Consider the following 15,489-nt stretch of genomic DNA (forward strand, 5'->3'; position numbering starts at 1 on the left):
TTTAAACGAACACCAGACTGTACGTTTTTCACTCAAAAACAGATGAGTCGGCAGCGCTATACTACGTTCAGTAGCTCAGGAAGAGTTACTCAGGAAATCAGGTTACCAGGATGGTTGCCAACGGATGGTAAAGCAACACAGGCAAGTGTTGTGGGAGTGGCACAGGCAGTGCCGGTATGGACGCCGCATGGATGAACTCAGGACACGCACAGGAAGTGTCAGACAATAAGCCCGGATTGGCTTTTGTACTCAGGATGAACCGTTAATGGATTACGCTGCTTACGACTCCAGGGGGAAAGCGATACGTCGCCTTCCCCTTTTTAATGCCTGCTCGAAAGCCACTTGCCAAGCACCCTAAGCAGCATTAACCCTCGGCTTCGGATTCTGCCATGTCGGGTGCATCCTCGGGTGGAAACATCTCATTAAACAACGACGCCGTGCGATACGCCGCCTTTTTCAACTGTTCTTCCAGCACCGCCGTGCCTGCCCGCTTTAACTGGGCACTGTAGCGCCCTTCGGCCGCCAGCGGATACACCTCTGCCTCGGCGATTTCATGCGCTTCCAGCGCCCAGTCCGCCGGATTCATCGACTCGACCCAGGCTTGCGGATCAACCTTTTCGATATCCCGATACAGCTCTTGGGCATAGGTAAACCAGCGCTTATCCATTTGCCGATAAAGATCGTGATTCCATATCCAGGCCAGGTTTACCGGTTGCAGATCGTCGTCTTTCAGATAAATCTTCCGACCGCCGTCGTCACGCTTCAGCCCGCTGTTCACCGGAATGTGCATCTGCAACGCATAATGCATCAGGTAGATGGTGGCCTGGCGTTTATCGGCATCACTGAACGATGAGCGCAACAGAACTTCTCGCGACTCCAGCACCGCGCCGACCGAACATCGGTTATTCGGACAATGTTTATCCGGTTGAAACGTTTCATCGCCCTGCTCAAACAACGTCAGTTGCAGGGGAATCATCGATTTGTTCTGCGGCCGATTAAGATCGGCCTGGACCATAGCCGCCCGGGAGACGATTTCCCGGGACCAGTCTTCACCGTAGAGGCGCTCCAACTCCGAGCGGGCACCGTCTTTCAGAAACGGAACCATCAACTGCGCCACCATGGTGTGTCCGCTTTCTTCAAAGGCCAGGGCCACACCCGAGCAGAGCGTCAGTGCCAGCAGCAGACTCAGCCGCGACGGCTTTGTTTTTCGGCCAACATGCCCACCAGAACGAAGACCAAGACCACCACAGGACCGAGCCAAAGCGAACCGGGCAACAGCAGCAGTTTTTTCAATAACGGAACCAGATAAACGGCTAACGCGCCGTAACCGAATGCACATAACGCAATAAACACCAGAGTTCGAACAATAAAATGAGCGCCTTTCACCAACGCCCAGACCGCCTTGTTAATACGGTCACCGTAGATGACCAGTATAGTGGCAATGAGCGCCGAAGCGATAAAGGTCAGATGAGGGCGGAACCATCCAGAAAAATCAGCCAGTAAGTCTGTCAGCATAGGGCCTGTTCTTAGTCAGATTGAAGGCGCTAATGTAGCCGGACAGGCCAGAAAAACAACCCTGTTGCATGGCAACGACGCCCGGTTCCGCTCAGCAGTGCGATCTGCATCCGTTTTATGGCAGGCTTTCCAGAACCTCAGTGGCGCCATCGGACAACCGAACCCGAACCACCTGGCCACCCCAGCCATTGGCTTTGTCCCGGCCCTGAACGTAAATCGAGGTGACCCCATCCGGTATTGGCAGGCCAACCAGAGAGCGGGTAAAGGGTTGTTCATCCGCATGATGATGCCACAGGGTTCGGACTTCCAGCTCGACACCGGTATCGGTCAGCACCCGGAAGCCATCGGCGTAACGCTCGGGAGAATCATAAGGAGAGGAAATCGTGGTCGTCACCGACCAGCGGCCGTCCTGCTCTACCGCCTCAACGTCCAGCACAGCCGGATAGCGTTGATCGTCGTTGGCAGCCGCTTGGGCCAGAATAATACCGACCGTTAACAGCAGGACTCGAATGGCATAGGCTCTAAAGCCAGTAGACACGAACTTCATTGATCACCTCCGGAATACGATGTCATCAATGGGACCGGCAACTCCAACACCGGTTCCATCGCAGTCGCCTCATTCTCGGCAGACAGGCAATTGGTACGCCTAACATCGCCCATTCAGATCCAACTGTCCAGCACGTTTGCAATCGCCGGGAACAAGACCGGGTTCTCTGCCATCGATGAGCGTTTTTCGACCGGACTCACCGATCTTGTCGCCTATTTTTTGTGGTCTGTCACCCAGGCAGATATCCCATAAAATCAGTGTAGACCACTGTTGGAAAATGCAATGAAATGTCAGCAGTGCTCCGGGAGGAAAACCTCGCAGCACCTCAGTAAGTAGGCTGTGAGTCAGCTGATACAGACAACCGGTGGGCGGCACAAACACCACCAACCGGCATCAGACGCGGTTCCAGTCCGCCAATTGAATGCACAGGCCACGCAGAACGACATCACCGTTAAAGTCGTTACCCCGCACCACCACCAGCTCCAGGCTGTTTTTAACCGCCTGCCACTGCTCCGCCGTCAGGCTGACACTGCGGGTATCCGCCGCTAACTGAGTGAGTTGAGTGACCGCGCCGGTTTCGCGTTCAATCGCCCACAACGTGGTTGCTTCAACGCTTTGTTTGTCCGTCCGGTCGTTCCAGCGCAGCTCGATACGCGACGGAGTCGACTCTGTTTTGCCGTAGGCGCTGATCACCAACGGCGACTCACCTACCTGGCCGTCCGCCTGCATCACAGCGATGTACGACAGCTTCGCCGGTAAGTCTGTTTCAGTTCCTAATGGCGCCAGCGCAATCACCACCACCAGCGCCAACGACGCCATGGTCAGCCCCTGCCAGAGCCGTAACGAACGCCACCAACTTTGCAACGGGGACGGTGGCGTATCCGACGATCCGGTCAATCCTTGAATCCGGTTCATGACGGCCTGTTTAACATAGGCAGGGGCTGGGCGTTCTTCCGGCAGTTCGTTCATCGGCGCTAGGCGTTCTTGCCAGGCCCGCACTTCCCGTTCAAAAGAAGCATCCTGCTCGATCAGCCGTTCCACCCGGCGCTTCACCAACGGCAGCAGTAAGCCCATGGCGTACTGACTGGCCAGATGCTCGCGGATTTTCGGATTCTGATACCTCATGCTTCTAAGCATTCACGCAACTCCTGCAGCCCGCGTCGAATCCACGACTTTAACGTGCCCAACGGGGTATCGAACTTTTCCACCAACTCGGCGTGTGACCAACCATATACGTACGAAGAGACGATAACGTTCTGTTGCTCCTGACGGATGGCCTGCAAACAGCGCCCTAAATCGACATGCTCCGGCCACAGCGTGGACGTGTCGGCACTGAAGTCATCCGGTGCCGCGTCCTGGTCGGTCTCTTTTAATCGCTGACGCTGCCGTATCCGGTCGATGGCCTGATTCCGCGTTAACTGACACAGCCAGGACCAGGCCGAGCCCAGATCGGCCCGGTATTGGTCGGCATTCAGCCAGATTTTAGTATACGCATCCTGCAGCACATCGGCCGCCAGCCCTTCATCCGGAATCATCTTCAGGATCAGGCCATACAACTTGGCGTTGGTTAAGTCGTAGAGATGAGACAGCGCAGGCTGATGCTTCAGCTTTACCTGCGCCAGCGTCTGTTCAACTTCTCGCTTCCAGGCGTCTTGGTTCAAATCGAGACACTCTTTCGGTTAGTTGGTTTGAGCAGCGTACCACACGTTGCCGATACCATGGCCATTGGTGTCGCCTTCTTTCTGATCGCCCACCCAGGTGTAGAGTGGTTGATTTTTGTAGGCCCATTGGTAGGTACCGTCGTTACGCTGAATGATCGTAAAATCGCCCCAGGTTTCGGCGTTCATCTTCGCTGCAAACGGCGGCCAGTTCGCAGCACAGCCGTCATCGCAGTTCGACTTGCCCGGTGCATCCTTAGTAAAGGTGTACAGCGTCATGCCACCGGCGGTCGCAAACACTTCGCCCATCGCGGCATTCACTTTTTTGACCACGGTATCGGCCTTGGCGACCGTCATCGAGTCATTGCTGTAGCTGTCGTAAGAATCTGAGGCGTACCCTTTGCTGGCGCAACCGGTCATCGCAGTGGCGGCTAAAACAGAAGTCAGAAGAATAGTATGAAGTTTCATGGGTCGTTCCTTTATGTTGTTGAGTTCCTCCATTGAAACGACACCAGTTTCCAGCTTGGATGCAGCAGTTTAAAAAAAATTCTTCGAACATGGACCCCGACATCTGTAGGGTCCCAGAGCCTAGGCTAATTAAACACATCACACCGCTGTTCCATCGGTTAAAAAAGTCGCTGACAACCTGCATCCAAACCGTGACGCGCAGCGTTTCTATAGACATTCATCCATGACTCAACCCCGGTGACCTTATGAAACTGCCCGTTTTACTGTTAACCCTGCTGCTGGCGCCCGTCTGTTACAGCGCCAATATGGCCCATTCTCACCTGAAACACGTTTACGACGCCTGGCACAGCAACCCGGACGGCATTGGCTTTCTGCCGCTGGCCCTGGAGCAATATCAGCAAGCCCATGCAGAAACGCTCATTCTGCAACAGTCAAATACCGCCGACGCTTACGTAAAACGCCGGCTGAACCGACTGTCCGGGTTATTGACCGGTAATGCCACCACGGACGGCGCCGACCTAAGCTCCGCACTTTCCGGCATGGTCAAACATACGGCCTTGTCGGCGATGGCCATTGACGCCACCGCCAACGTGGTTGACTACGCCGACGCCATTGCCCAATGTACTAACAACGCCTTGCGCTACGCCGCCGAAGCCGACGACCGGGTTGAGGCCTTACAGAGCAAAACAACGCTCACCGACGCAGACCGCGCCGAACTGACCGCGGCAACGGCGTGGATTTACACCGGCCGGGACCTCAACAACGATGGCGACATTGCACCCGATGGCCAGGAATGCGGTTTACGCCAGGCCGATGTATTGATGGGTGCGCTGAAGCACCTCGAAGGACTGAACTGATTAACATGGAAGGAACGCGACCAATGACCCTGGATACTCAAACGGCCGACCCGAGCCAGCGCTACGAAGCCATCGTCCGGCAACTGAGTATGGTGACTTTCCCCTGGGACATTGAAAAGTCGCTGGAGTTTGCGCTTTACCGGACCTACGCCGTTCCCGCGATTTCGAAGGTGTTGCTGCACAGCGGACAGTTTTTGAAAGCCACGCAAAAACGCTACGACGACACCGAACTGCTGCTCGCCTACCCAGTCGAGCATGGGTTAAACAGCGACACCGGCCAACAAGCCATAGAGCGCATTAACGCCATGCATCACCGTTACCGGATCAACAACGATCTGTACCTGTACGTGCTCTCGACTTTTGTCTTCGAACCCATCCGCTGGCTGGAACGCTTTGGCTGGCGCCCGATGAACGACAACGAACAGCAGGCCTGGTTTCTGTACTACCGCGCGTTGGGTGAAAAGATGAAGATTCAGGAGATTCCTGAAACGCTGGAAGCGTTCGAAGCCTTTAATCGGCGCTTTGAGCAGGAACGCTTTGAGTACCATATTGCCAATACCCGCATTGCCTCCGTCACGAGGGATCTGCTGTTGAGTTTTTATCTGCCACGCTGGGCGATCCCCGCCGGGCGGCCCGCCATTTACGCCATGCTCGATGATGGATTGCGAGAGGCGTTTCAGTACCCCAAGGCACCAAAAGCGCTGGAAACATTCTTAAATACTTCGCTGACGTTGCGCGCGCGATTACTGCGATGGTTACCCAAAAACAAAAAAGAAAAATCGATCCTGAAGCGAAAACGCAAAACCTATCCGATGGGGTATGCGATTGATGATTTAGGATCTCTGTAACCGCTGTAATCCGATACGTTTTTCCAAACTGCGGTGAGCCAAGCCGGTTCGCCCGCACTTTAACGACCCACATGAGTCGTACTTTTTTAGATTCACTTCACAGTAGCCCGCGTCTTGCTACGTTTGAATCCGCGCTTCGCAATGTCGGGGCGCAAGCCAATCACTATTGACGGTTATGGCAGCGATGAATCTCACGAAGAATGGTTTTACCCGAAACAGGAACAGGTGATTACCTTAGACGATGCTCAGGTAAACTACCGCGTCAAAGCCGATAATACGAGTGAGAGTCGCACGATTGATTTGCGCAGCTAAAGTGCCGCCAACTAACAGATACGTGCATCCAAACATGAATGGCCGTGACCTCAATTACCGGATCGGAGTCACGGCCAAAACAAAAAAATCAATTTGGAAATCAATTCGAAGGTAAGTTTGCAAGCAGGGCCTCAAGCTCATCGTCGGCCAGCGGTATTTGCCCTTTGATGATCGCGTTCTGGTTGGTCACCATCGCTCGTGCAAATGGATAATCACCGGGAAGACCATTAGCCTCCATGGTCGCTTGGTACTCGTTCAGGGCAATAGCCTGAATGTTGGACAAAACATCCAAAACTTCCATACCGTAAAAGCGGCACTCCTGAGATACCTTATGAAAAACATCCTGTACAGTATCGTCTCCGAGCTCCAACTTTGAACCAACATGAACCAGTATCGCCTGATAGGCGTTGTCCTGATGATTCTTCACCAGCACCGTCAGCTCAAAGAGTTCACCCGCGCCGCCCAACAGATTATGCCCCTGCTCGACAATCGTCGTTCTAACTGAAGTCCCGTATTCAGTTAGCGCGGTTACTCCAGAAAACTCGATGTTTAAATGACAGTCCTTGAGTTTTTCGGTCACTTCAGCAACCTGCGCCGGGCTGCCATCTATGACTAATCGAATGCCCTTAATGTCTGTTTCATTCCGATTGGAATCATGGTGAGCAACGCAAACCAAATAGGCGGCCTGTAGGTCACCAACGGCGAGTAAGCACTGCGTCAGCTGGTTCTTATCGTTATTGACACCCGGTACCTCGATATCCAGGACCACCGCATTGATGTCCGCATCCTTTGCTTTGTTTCTGTTCAACCAACCAAACATCATTCGTCCTTTTTGATCATTTGTTTTAAAGACGGAATGATGACATAAATCGACATTTTTTCTGCTGATACGATCATAAAGTTGGGGTTCTACGACATAAATGCCCGAAAGAAAACCCCGTCTATGGACTACACAGTTAGGCTCAACTCGCCTGCGCTGAAATATCAGCCGTAATCACCTCGACCCACGACAAGGTGACCTCAGGGCAGGTTAACCGCAGTGCCGACACGAAGTCGTTAACGATGTTTCGGTTATGCGTCACCGATGTATGCTCATGCCCCAGTATCATGGCAAATAGCTCTGTGGTGTCAGGTGTAATTTTAAACGCATCGGCATCACAATCCCGTGACCCAATGGCCGCAAGCACTTGGTTCTCATGCTGATAGATCAAATCGCCATGCGCCAGTTTTTTATCGCGCTTAGAAAACAGCGGGCGAATCTTCCGCCCCTCTTGTGCCCGGCACACCTCAATAGTCCCCTTGAGCTTTGCGGCATCGTGCACACCAAAGCTCGCTCCGTAGTTCAGTGCAACGCTGTTATAGGCATCAACGACATTTAAAATGGGGTTAACGCCGCGCTCCAGGCAACTGCGGATCAAGCGCAGATTGGCCGGCTCTGTATTCGGGTACCCCATTTGCGCCAGCTGGGTTTGATACCCGGAGACTTCCGGTTGTTGTACACACGCATCATACTGATGTCGAAGCTGGTCAAGCCGCGCCTCCATGGCGGTTCGATAGACAGACTCACGGTCTTCTGCAACTTGAACGCCTGTTATGTGTGCCGCTACGCATCCCTGTAAACCAAGCAATAACGCGTCAGGTGCGATGCTGACCTTCACGGTTTGTCACCAAAATACCTGGCCATGATTGAGCGGAATGCCTGCTCATCCCGACTCAGCTGTTCGGCATCGTCACTGGCGAACCAGCATAGAGCCGGACAACTGAGTAAGTCAGTTGTTGGTTCATACGAAGAACCGACAGTCTGCCAGATATCGTGCCCGCGATAACTCGGCAATGCCCGGATCGCGGCGTCATCACCGGCCGAAATGCCCGGGTATTCCCCGTGCTGATGCGCAATCACAAACACGATACGACCTTCCGCTTTCTGAACGGGATGCGTGATCTGGGTTCTGTCCAGATAGCAGTCGACCGTTAACGACAGCAGGTCGGGCGAATAGCAGTCGCGAATCAACCGCGGCGCGATCCCACCGTGCAGTCGGGCGCCCGCTTCGATCATGACCGGTCCACGCGGGGTATCAATGACCTCCATATGGATAGGGCCCACTTGAATGCCCAGCGCTTGCGCACAGTCGCGTGCATACGATGTCAGCGCCGAATACTGCAGGGCATCCGGGTTCAGCAGGTGCAAACCATTGTAAACAAACCGGGAACCGTTGCAGTGCACCTTATCGTAAACCGCCAATGAGGAGATGATGCAATCGCCGTCCACAGAAACCATATCAATGACGTATTCGGGGCCACTTAAGAACTCTTGTACCAGATAGGTGGAAACCACCTCGCCGAGACAATTGGTGGCGCCCCATTTGATGTCGTCGAGTCGTTCGAGCAGCTCGGCGCAAGTGTCTGCAAACATGACGCCTTCTGTGGCGGCTGAATTGGCCGGCTTTAAGACATAAGCGCCTTCATCGAGCGTCTGCACCAACGCACGCGCTTCGGCATCCGACTGAACGGACCAGGTTTTAATGTGCGCAAGTCCGTGCTTTGCCAACGCGGCCTGCATGGCTTGTTTATTGCGCCGATGGTCAGTCGTTTCGACCGAATTTCCCCGGGTACCGAACTCACTGGCCAGTCGATCGGCCAGCGCAACGCCAACTTCACTGCCAGCCATCACCGCCGCAATGGTAGCGCCTGAGTCATGCACCCAACGCTGACAGTCCTCGCTGGAATGAAAGGTGTGCTCGAAGTCATCCGCATTAAACGATTTGCGCAACGCGGGGGAGACCTGATCATTGCTGATGACCGCGACACAAGCATAACCCAAAGCTTTAATTTCCGGCGCCAGCAGCGCGCCTGTCGAAAACGGGTCGACGATGACCACCCATTCAGGATTCATAATTCACCTCCGCTTCGGATTGCGCGCGCTTTTCGCCCGCGATCAGCTTTGAAACCGTCAGCCCCAGCAATGTCGCCGCCAGACCAACAAACAATAACGCCGCCGCATTGAGTTCGGGGGGCGTATTACTGATAACAATGCCCATCAATAAGGGCAGGCAACCCATGGCCACCATAAACGTCATGACCATTTTCCCGATCAGCGATTCCTTAACACCGGGCGTCCAGTCGGCCGTGATCACCTCATGGCGCATCATCAAGCGGACATAGCTCACAGAGACTCCGATGACAAAAACCGAGCCAATGGACAGCCAGCGAATGGCGACGAAAGACAGCAACGCATCCGACAACAACAACAGCCCGGCCAGACCTAACAAGACAGACCTTTTAACCGGCAGTGCAATTGCGCAGAGTGCGCCCAAGGCGGCCATGGCACTGGCCAACCCGAATTCATAACCGGACCATCCATGAATGGTTTGGTATAAAAACGGCAGAAACCCGTTAAATGCGCCGATATGGGCACCCACCATGGCCATTATGCCAATCAGTAAGAACCGGCCTTCCGGCAATACCTCCGGCACATTCGCGGTTGCCACAGAAGGCGACGTAACGGCGCCCGAAGCATTCGGCTGAGCGGACAGCTGACCACTCAAGGTCAACTGCAACGCAATGGTAACGACCAGCGAAACGCCGACCAGAACACCCAGAAACGAGGTAAACGGCAGCATCTCCACTAAAAATCCACCGGAGGCCGCACCCGCAAAGGCGCCCAACTGAACACTGAGCTGAACGAACTTAACCGACTTAGCCCGATCTACAAACTCACCCTCACCTAAACGGGCGTTCAGCATTTCTATACCGCTTTGGGTCACAAAATTAACGATGCCAATCCCAAATGCGATCGCCAGATACAGTATCGTCGCGTTAGTATTGCCCACGAGTGCGAGCACCAGAAACGACACCGCCGCCACGTAACGGTAGGCACTCAGAGACCCAACAGACAGGCTAACGCCCGTTTTGGATAGCGCGGCACTGGCCTGTTTGATGCAAAGCGGCACCAGTGTCGCAACAAACAGAATAACACCCACCAACATGGCAGAACCGGTTTCGCGCAGGGCGACCCAGACCGCCCCACTCATCAGGGCCAGGTCGGCGGTTACCATCAGGCCGGCCAAGGCATAAAACAACGCGGCGGTCGGTGTGGTTTTGATGGTGGATACCATCGTTTCTTGGGTACTCATAAGCTGCTCACAATTCCGTCTTCGTTCCAGAAAGCAATGGTATTTTGCGCCTTAGCGACCACTTTGATGGTCCCCTTACGTTGCACCAGCGGTAATGCTTTCCGCCGGATGGATTGACAAGAAAACGAGTTGTCATGCCAAGGGCAGACCAGATGTTCACCACAGTCTGACACCTTCGCCAAATGCATAGGCCCACCTCGATGCGGGCATTCGGTCGGCACACAAAGCGTCTCGTTTTGGCGTTTAAAGACAAAATAGCCTTTGTCTTCAATCATCAGCCGGTTCGCTCGATCGACGGGAAACGTTACGACGCGCATAGTTCACCTCGGTACTCTGTGACTCGGTAGGTACATTGCTTACTCACCACACAAGACCCATGCAAAATCCCCTTAGGAATCACGATGGCTTGCCCGGCCTTCAGCTTTACTCGTTTGTGCGGTGAAAACACCAAATCGATTTCGCCGGAGACGACCGAAAAATGCTCGTTCACATCATGACAATGGGTCACAGAAAGTTCGCCCTCTGATTCAACAAACTCGGCAACCTCGGCGCCTTCCTGGGCTTGATAACGAGACGCCATCTCTTGCAACTCGGCCAAGGTATCGTGCGTTCGGATGTGCCGGTACAAATCTTCATCGGCCAGTTCCTGCAGGTGCGCAAACTCCTGAAAGCCTCGAAGGATTTCAGGCAAAATGCCTTCACCGTATTCCTTGACCACCGGCATGATGATTTTTTCCAACGCCATCCGGCCGTGGTGTACATCGATGTGCGTGTGCTCATCAAAATATTTGGTTTTTACCCGACCGCCAAACACTTGCTTAACCAACTTAGATTGGCTCTTTGTGGTAAAGGCCAACGAGGCTTCGGTGAAATACAACGCACCCAGATACCGGAAGAAATACTGATGGTTTTTTGAGATGTAGTGGAAATAGTTAATCAACGACAGTGACGACGCGGTATAAAACTGCCAGTAGGTATGCAGCCGATTGTCCAGCTCGGCATCCGTCATCATATGTTCAAAAATTGTCGAATGTTTCTTCTCATGCACGCCATAACCGTATTCGTCGATAAAGACTTTAAACAGTTCCGACGTATGCGAACCGAAGTTACCAAGGACATTTCGGCCCATGGCCGAGGCTTCGGACAAGAAATCCCCTGCGCATTGAATCAGGAAAAATCGGGTCGCCGACTCCGGGTCGGCACTCGCTGTGAGATTTTTCAACAACGACGATTCGGACTGTGCGATATCGTCCAACTCCTGCTGACAATAGGCGGTAAACGATTCAATGTCCCACTTTCCACTGATCTGAATTTCATGATTCAAAAAATCAAAACAATGGCGTTCCAAATCTTCCCGAATCACCTCGCCCGACCGATAGTGATCGGATGAATAAAACGATTGGTACGCGTTAATATCGAGCTTTTTCTGCTTCCCGGTCGGCAGCAAAACCAAGTCTTTCTCATAAATCACATTGAGCATGCGTTGCGCCGCCAAGTAAGAGTTTCGATCAAGCTCTTGCTCGGTTAATGCCTTTGTAAAAAGTTCCGCTTGGAGATCCTGTGGCCGACATGGACGCGTGTAGGGACAGCCATTGGAAAGAAAGTCCCGACGGTTGCCCAACAGCGGTGAGGACAGGAAACGATCCAGATTTTCCTTAAATTCCAGACTAGAAAACATGTTCAATCACCTTAAAATCACACGATTGTTCGGGTTTGAGTTCAAGCTCTGACCATTGCACTTCACCTGCTGGCGCGTTCTTTCCGCATTTGCCAGGGCATCCTCATAGGAGTCGCCGCGCACCATAAAACAACCAATGTGATCCATTTGGTTGTCGGTCGTTTTCAGTTCACTGCCATCGGGTTTCATCTGTCGTTGATAGACCAGATTGGCACCCGGAACCTCAAAAGAGGCCAGAGTTTTCGTGTTGGGTGGCGCCAATACGTACTGCATGCTGATAAATTGCTTTGGCTCTGCCAGTGCCGCCATACTCGGCTGTTCACCAACGGCGAGTGCTACCAGCTGATCTTCAAAGTTAACGTCGCAAGCCTTATTCACCATGGTCAGCGCGTCTAACCCGATAAACCGAATATTCAACTCAACCAGCTCAATTTCGCCCTCAGAGGTGACGACTAACTCCGCATGCGTGACACCATGCAGAAACCCGATTGCGTTATGAATAGCGCCGATGGTTTCGAATATTTTATCTTTCAGTGGGTGCTCGTAAGGAAAGCTGCAGCCCATTTCAACGGCAGGGTCACGCTCTAAAACCGTACGGGACGTCAGCCCAATGGGATAGTATTCGCCGTCGTAGACCACGCCCTCGGCAGACAACAACTCGCCTTCCGCCGCCTGTTCCAGAAATATGCCGGCACCGCTCTTCATGTACTCGCGAAGGATTGGCAGGTGAACGTCGTTCATCTCATCCCAGTTTTTAATGGCGGCTCGGATGTCATCTAACGAGGTGCAGCGCTTAACGGAGGCACTGCCGGCGCCGTTAACCGGTTTAAGAAAATACGCTGACGACTCATCCCAGGACTGAAGCGAACGGAGCGCTTTTTCATCAAGATACTGCAGCTTGGACAGACCGGCTTTCTGCAACTCTGAACGCACCCATTGCTTGTTGAGAAAACAGCGGACCTGTTCAGGGTGATTACCAACCAAGCCAAAGTGTTCTTTGATGGCGGCATCCAGTTGCAGCGTCGCCTCGGCCGCTGAGTAAATACCGACAACCTGACGTCCCTGACAAGCGTCGATCACCGCGGCAAGATTCGAATCGACATCGACCCACGAGCTCAGATGACATTTCTTGGAGACCAGCCGCATAGGATGGCCCTCAGGAAACTCATCCGGGATTGGCAAGGTATGAAACGTCACGATGTCATACCCTCGTCGATGGGCCGCCTCAATCACGTTGAGCATGTGATTAAACGGTTCCAGCAAAATAAACACGTCGTTCATAGAAATCCCTTCTTCCAGAGTTGTAGAAAGCACTCACCTTTCGGTTAGCTTAAAAATCTGATCAAGACCACGAAATCAATGACAGCCCTCGACACAAAGACAAAGTTGAAGGTTCAAGCGTTCCAGAAAATGCATTGATGCAGATCAGTTTTTAAGCGCGGCCAGTCTACGAATCGTTTATGACAAATCAACGCCAGAAAAATAAAAACGCATCGCTGAAGATTCCTTCATTCGTTTTTTTAGACATGCGTCTACAGAATTTTTAGCCACATCCACCGAACCTGACTGAACGATCCAGAAAAACTACGAGAAAATTGGTCGGTAAAAGCGTTAACCCAACGGAAATATTTGCACTCAAAAACTTTTCTAATCAAACGGAAATATTTGCACTCAAAAACTTTTTTCAGCGGGTCGTGCTACCCGACAAAATAAGAGGGTAAAAAGAAGATCTGAAAACCAGAGCTTTGGATGAAAGCTAACAGAGCAGATGGTCAACCAAACACACGTTAATCAATCCTGACTACGGCATGGCTCCCAACTGCTAACCTATGCTCACCCAGAGACACACAAACAGGATTCATGGACAGGGACCCATTCGACGTCCAAACGCCCGATGCGGTACCATGCCCGTACATCAACGGAATGCAATAAAATGAAACCATTCACCACCGAGTTCACCCTGACACGCGACTACCTTGCCGAGTGCTATGACGAGTCGCTGCCCTACGCACGCAAGCCCAATGTTTGGTTACCGTTATTGGCCGGTGCGGGCGGTTTGTATCTGCTCATCTTCACCAGCCAACCCACCGTCGGCGGTATCGCTTTGCTGGCGTTGGCTGTACTGGAACTGGCACACATGCGCTACCGCCGTGCCTGGTGGCTGTTCCGCCAAACCATGGGCAAAAACGCCAACCTACAAGTCACCTTAACCATTGATAACGACGGCATTCGCACCCAAAGCACCGCCTCGGACACACGACTGGCCTGGGCAGACATCGACCGCGTCCTTGAAACCGAAAAAGGGCTCATCCTGGTGCAAGCCAACGGCGCACAGCAGTACCTTTCCAAAGCCTTATTCACCGAGGAACAGATTGCTCAGTTTCTGGCGTTGAACGACCAAACGTCCGGGAACCATGACGCATGAGTTTGCCCAACTGCCCGAAGTGCGACTCCAAATGGGTATACCAGGACCAAAGCCTGCTCATCTGCCCCGAATGCGCGTATGAATGGAACCCGAACGAACCCGATGAAGATGCCGTTGTAGTCACCGATGCCAACGGCACGCCACTCAGTGCAGGCGACAAAGTTACGCTGGTAAAAGATTTAAAGATTAAAGGCAGTTCGCAAGTGCTGAAGATTGGCACCAAGGCTCTGATTCGACAGATTAAAGACAGCAAAGATCATCAGCTGGATTGCAAGGTCGATGGCGCGGGCGAGATGATGGTGACGGCCAAGTTTGTGAAGAAGGCTTGAAAGACTTCGCTATATAGCAGTTTTGCAGTATCAACGGACTCTGCCCCTTTGGTCACTGTCTCCTTGAATACTACGAGCCGACTTTTTTGAATTAACTAAAAATCGTTAACAAGTCTTTTGATAAAACGCTCAAAATCTCTATCAGACCCAGTACGTCGATCAGGTTCAAAATAATTCTCAAACTTCCCCGAAGATCTCATCATGTCAGAAACAAAAAATTTAACTTCATCAACAAGGTCTTTTATTAAGTCGGTAGAAATATTAGGATTAATTTCTATTGAACTCAATGAACTGTCTAGTTCAAAGTGAGCTCCCTTCCTATTTCTCCATTCCACCAGGCTCGAGTTGTGAATTTTTTCTTGAATAGACTGCCTCATTTGGTCTTGCTGCTTGCTAAGCCCTTGAGGGCAAAGCACCTTTCTAACTGATAATAGTGTTAACTTACCCTCACCTTCAATTAGACGAGTTAGCGTCATTAAGATGTGATATTCCAAACAAACTTGTATTCGGCTTACAGAAAATGGAAATTCCCTATTGTAAGTGTTTACTTTAGATTGCTCAGTAAACAGCCTTTCATAGAAATCACAATCTAAAAAGAGCATGTCTAATCGGCGAAGAAAAACTATTGCAACATGCTCACTCATTTATCTATCTCATTTTTAAAATGGCTATTCACAGCATTAACTAACTATGCGTAGATCAGGCCGATTTTAATTTAT

19 protein-coding genes are annotated in these 15,489 nt (G+C 52.2%); 5 read left to right on the top strand and 14 right to left on the bottom strand.

What is annotated here, in order from left to right; all coding sequences use genetic code 11:
* Positions 1–364: 364 nt before the first annotated feature.
* The 6 genes from MED297_RS09110 to MED297_RS09140 form a co-directional block, all read right to left on the bottom strand.
* Positions 365–1,261 (bottom strand): S1/P1 nuclease, encoded by an 897-nt coding sequence (locus tag MED297_RS09110; RefSeq protein WP_237613427.1) that lies wholly within the window; start codon positions 1,259–1,261, stop codon positions 365–367.
* Positions 1,186–1,515, bottom strand: a complete 330-nt coding sequence (locus MED297_RS09115) for a DUF3392 family protein (RefSeq protein WP_008044254.1) — start codon at positions 1,513–1,515, stop codon at positions 1,186–1,188. Before MED297_RS09115 ends, MED297_RS09110 begins: the two co-directional genes overlap by 76 nt.
* Before the next feature lie 115 nt (positions 1,516–1,630).
* Positions 1,631–2,062 carry a hypothetical protein gene (locus MED297_RS09120; protein WP_008044256.1) on the bottom strand — a complete coding sequence of 144 codons (432 nt, stop codon included), beginning with the start codon at positions 2,060–2,062 and terminating at the stop codon, positions 1,631–1,633.
* Positions 2,063–2,455: 393 nt separating this feature from the next.
* Positions 2,456–3,199: an anti-sigma factor gene (locus MED297_RS09130; RefSeq protein WP_154650893.1), complete on the bottom strand. Its 744-nt coding sequence runs from the start codon at positions 3,197–3,199 to the stop codon at positions 2,456–2,458.
* Positions 3,184–3,723 carry a sigma-70 family RNA polymerase sigma factor gene (locus tag MED297_RS09135; protein WP_008044261.1) on the bottom strand — a complete coding sequence of 180 codons (540 nt, stop codon included), beginning with the start codon at positions 3,721–3,723 and terminating at the stop codon, positions 3,184–3,186. Before MED297_RS09135 ends, MED297_RS09130 begins: the two co-directional genes overlap by 16 nt.
* 18 nt (positions 3,724–3,741) lie before the next feature.
* Complete coding sequence (locus MED297_RS09140; protein WP_040556940.1) at positions 3,742–4,188, bottom strand: COG4315 family predicted lipoprotein; 447 nt, start codon at positions 4,186–4,188, stop codon at positions 3,742–3,744.
* Between the two features lie 245 nt (positions 4,189–4,433).
* On the opposite strand from MED297_RS09140, the gene MED297_RS09145 reads away from it, so the two are divergent.
* The 3 genes from MED297_RS09145 (at position 4,434) to MED297_RS22060 (ending at position 6,205) form a co-directional block, all read left to right on the top strand.
* On the top strand, positions 4,434–5,045 hold the full coding sequence (locus MED297_RS09145) for a hypothetical protein (RefSeq protein WP_008044264.1): 612 nt from the start codon (positions 4,434–4,436) through the stop codon (positions 5,043–5,045).
* A 23-nt stretch (positions 5,046–5,068) separates the two neighbouring features.
* Positions 5,069–5,893, top strand: coding sequence for an oxygenase MpaB family protein (locus MED297_RS09150; RefSeq protein WP_008044266.1), 825 nt, complete (start codon positions 5,069–5,071; stop codon positions 5,891–5,893).
* 114 nt (positions 5,894–6,007) lie between these two features.
* Entirely contained in the window at positions 6,008–6,205 is a 198-nt protein-coding gene (locus tag MED297_RS22060; RefSeq protein WP_154650894.1) for a hypothetical protein, read from the top strand.
* Between the two features lie 100 nt (positions 6,206–6,305).
* Here the strand turns inward: MED297_RS22060 and MED297_RS09155 are convergent, their stop codons facing one another.
* From MED297_RS09155 to MED297_RS09185, 7 genes are all read right to left on the bottom strand, one after another.
* Positions 6,306–7,028, bottom strand: a complete 723-nt coding sequence (locus MED297_RS09155) for a hypothetical protein (RefSeq protein WP_237613428.1) — start codon at positions 7,026–7,028, stop codon at positions 6,306–6,308.
* 139 nt (positions 7,029–7,167) lie between these two features.
* Entirely contained in the window at positions 7,168–7,863 is a 696-nt protein-coding gene (locus MED297_RS09160) for a phenylalanine--tRNA ligase beta subunit-related protein (protein ID WP_008044276.1), read from the bottom strand.
* Positions 7,860–9,098 (bottom strand): ATP-grasp domain-containing protein, encoded by a 1,239-nt coding sequence (locus MED297_RS09165; protein WP_008044279.1) that lies wholly within the window; start codon positions 9,096–9,098, stop codon positions 7,860–7,862. Before MED297_RS09165 ends, MED297_RS09160 begins: the two co-directional genes overlap by 4 nt.
* Positions 9,088–10,338: a hypothetical protein gene (locus MED297_RS09170; RefSeq protein ID WP_008044281.1), complete on the bottom strand. Its 1,251-nt coding sequence runs from the start codon at positions 10,336–10,338 to the stop codon at positions 9,088–9,090. Before MED297_RS09170 ends, MED297_RS09165 begins: the two co-directional genes overlap by 11 nt.
* The gene (locus MED297_RS09175) at positions 10,335–10,655 is read right to left on the bottom strand and encodes a Rieske (2Fe-2S) protein (RefSeq protein ID WP_008044283.1); all 321 of its coding nucleotides are present in this window, start codon (positions 10,653–10,655) and stop codon (positions 10,335–10,337) included. Before MED297_RS09175 ends, MED297_RS09170 begins: the two co-directional genes overlap by 4 nt.
* Complete coding sequence (locus tag MED297_RS09180) at positions 10,643–12,016, bottom strand: iron-containing redox enzyme family protein (RefSeq protein ID WP_202594533.1); 1,374 nt, start codon at positions 12,014–12,016, stop codon at positions 10,643–10,645. The genes MED297_RS09175 and MED297_RS09180 overlap by 13 nt, the downstream gene beginning before the upstream one ends.
* A gap of 6 nt (positions 12,017–12,022) precedes the next feature.
* Entirely contained in the window at positions 12,023–13,297 is a 1,275-nt protein-coding gene (locus tag MED297_RS09185) for an ATP-grasp domain-containing protein (protein ID WP_008044287.1), read from the bottom strand.
* A gap of 652 nt (positions 13,298–13,949) precedes the next feature.
* Between MED297_RS09185 and MED297_RS09190 the strand changes: the two genes are divergently transcribed.
* Together MED297_RS09190 and MED297_RS09195 are read left to right on the top strand one after the other, a co-directional pair.
* Positions 13,950–14,441, top strand: coding sequence for a YcxB family protein (locus tag MED297_RS09190; RefSeq protein WP_008044289.1), 492 nt, complete (start codon positions 13,950–13,952; stop codon positions 14,439–14,441).
* The gene (locus MED297_RS09195; protein ID WP_008044292.1) at positions 14,438–14,770 is read left to right on the top strand and encodes a zinc ribbon domain-containing protein YjdM; all 333 of its coding nucleotides are present in this window, start codon (positions 14,438–14,440) and stop codon (positions 14,768–14,770) included. Before MED297_RS09190 ends, MED297_RS09195 begins: the two co-directional genes overlap by 4 nt.
* A gap of 95 nt (positions 14,771–14,865) precedes the next feature.
* Here MED297_RS09195 and MED297_RS09200 read toward each other — a convergent pair whose 3' ends face one another.
* A complete protein-coding gene (locus MED297_RS09200; protein ID WP_008044294.1) occupies positions 14,866–15,414 on the bottom strand; it encodes a hypothetical protein in 549 nt (182 codons plus the stop codon).
* Positions 15,415–15,489 lie beyond the last annotated feature (75 nt).

Origin of the sequence: Reinekea blandensis MED297 (assembly GCF_000153185.1) — a bacterium.
GTDB lineage: Bacteria > Pseudomonadota > Gammaproteobacteria > Pseudomonadales > Natronospirillaceae > Reinekea > Reinekea blandensis.

Coding starts and splice junctions, on each gene's coding strand:
- MED297_RS09115 (WP_008044254.1), bottom strand. CDS start 1,515: ATGCTGACAGACTTACTGGCTGATTTTTCTGGATGGTTCCGCCCTCAT.
- MED297_RS09120 (WP_008044256.1), bottom strand. CDS start 2,062: ATGAAGTTCGTGTCTACTGGCTTTAGAGCCTATGCCATTCGAGTCCTG.
- MED297_RS09130 (WP_154650893.1), bottom strand. CDS start 3,199: ATGCTTAGAAGCATGAGGTATCAGAATCCGAAAATCCGCGAGCATCTG.
- MED297_RS09140 (WP_040556940.1), bottom strand. CDS start 4,188: ATGAAACTTCATACTATTCTTCTGACTTCTGTTTTAGCCGCCACTGCG.
- MED297_RS09145 (WP_008044264.1), top strand. CDS start 4,434: ATGAAACTGCCCGTTTTACTGTTAACCCTGCTGCTGGCGCCCGTCTGT.
- MED297_RS09150 (WP_008044266.1), top strand. CDS start 5,069: ATGACCCTGGATACTCAAACGGCCGACCCGAGCCAGCGCTACGAAGCC.
- MED297_RS09155 (WP_237613428.1), bottom strand. CDS start 7,028: ATGATGTTTGGTTGGTTGAACAGAAACAAAGCAAAGGATGCGGACATC.
- MED297_RS09165 (WP_008044279.1), bottom strand. CDS start 9,098: ATGAATCCTGAATGGGTGGTCATCGTCGACCCGTTTTCGACAGGCGCG.
- MED297_RS09170 (WP_008044281.1), bottom strand. CDS start 10,338: ATGAGTACCCAAGAAACGATGGTATCCACCATCAAAACCACACCGACC.
- MED297_RS09175 (WP_008044283.1), bottom strand. CDS start 10,655: ATGCGCGTCGTAACGTTTCCCGTCGATCGAGCGAACCGGCTGATGATT.
- MED297_RS09180 (WP_202594533.1), bottom strand. CDS start 12,016: ATGTTTTCTAGTCTGGAATTTAAGGAAAATCTGGATCGTTTCCTGTCC.
- MED297_RS09185 (WP_008044287.1), bottom strand. CDS start 13,297: ATGAACGACGTGTTTATTTTGCTGGAACCGTTTAATCACATGCTCAAC.
- MED297_RS09190 (WP_008044289.1), top strand. CDS start 13,950: ATGAAACCATTCACCACCGAGTTCACCCTGACACGCGACTACCTTGCC.
- MED297_RS09195 (WP_008044292.1), top strand. CDS start 14,438: ATGAGTTTGCCCAACTGCCCGAAGTGCGACTCCAAATGGGTATACCAG.
- MED297_RS09200 (WP_008044294.1), bottom strand. CDS start 15,414: ATGAGTGAGCATGTTGCAATAGTTTTTCTTCGCCGATTAGACATGCTC.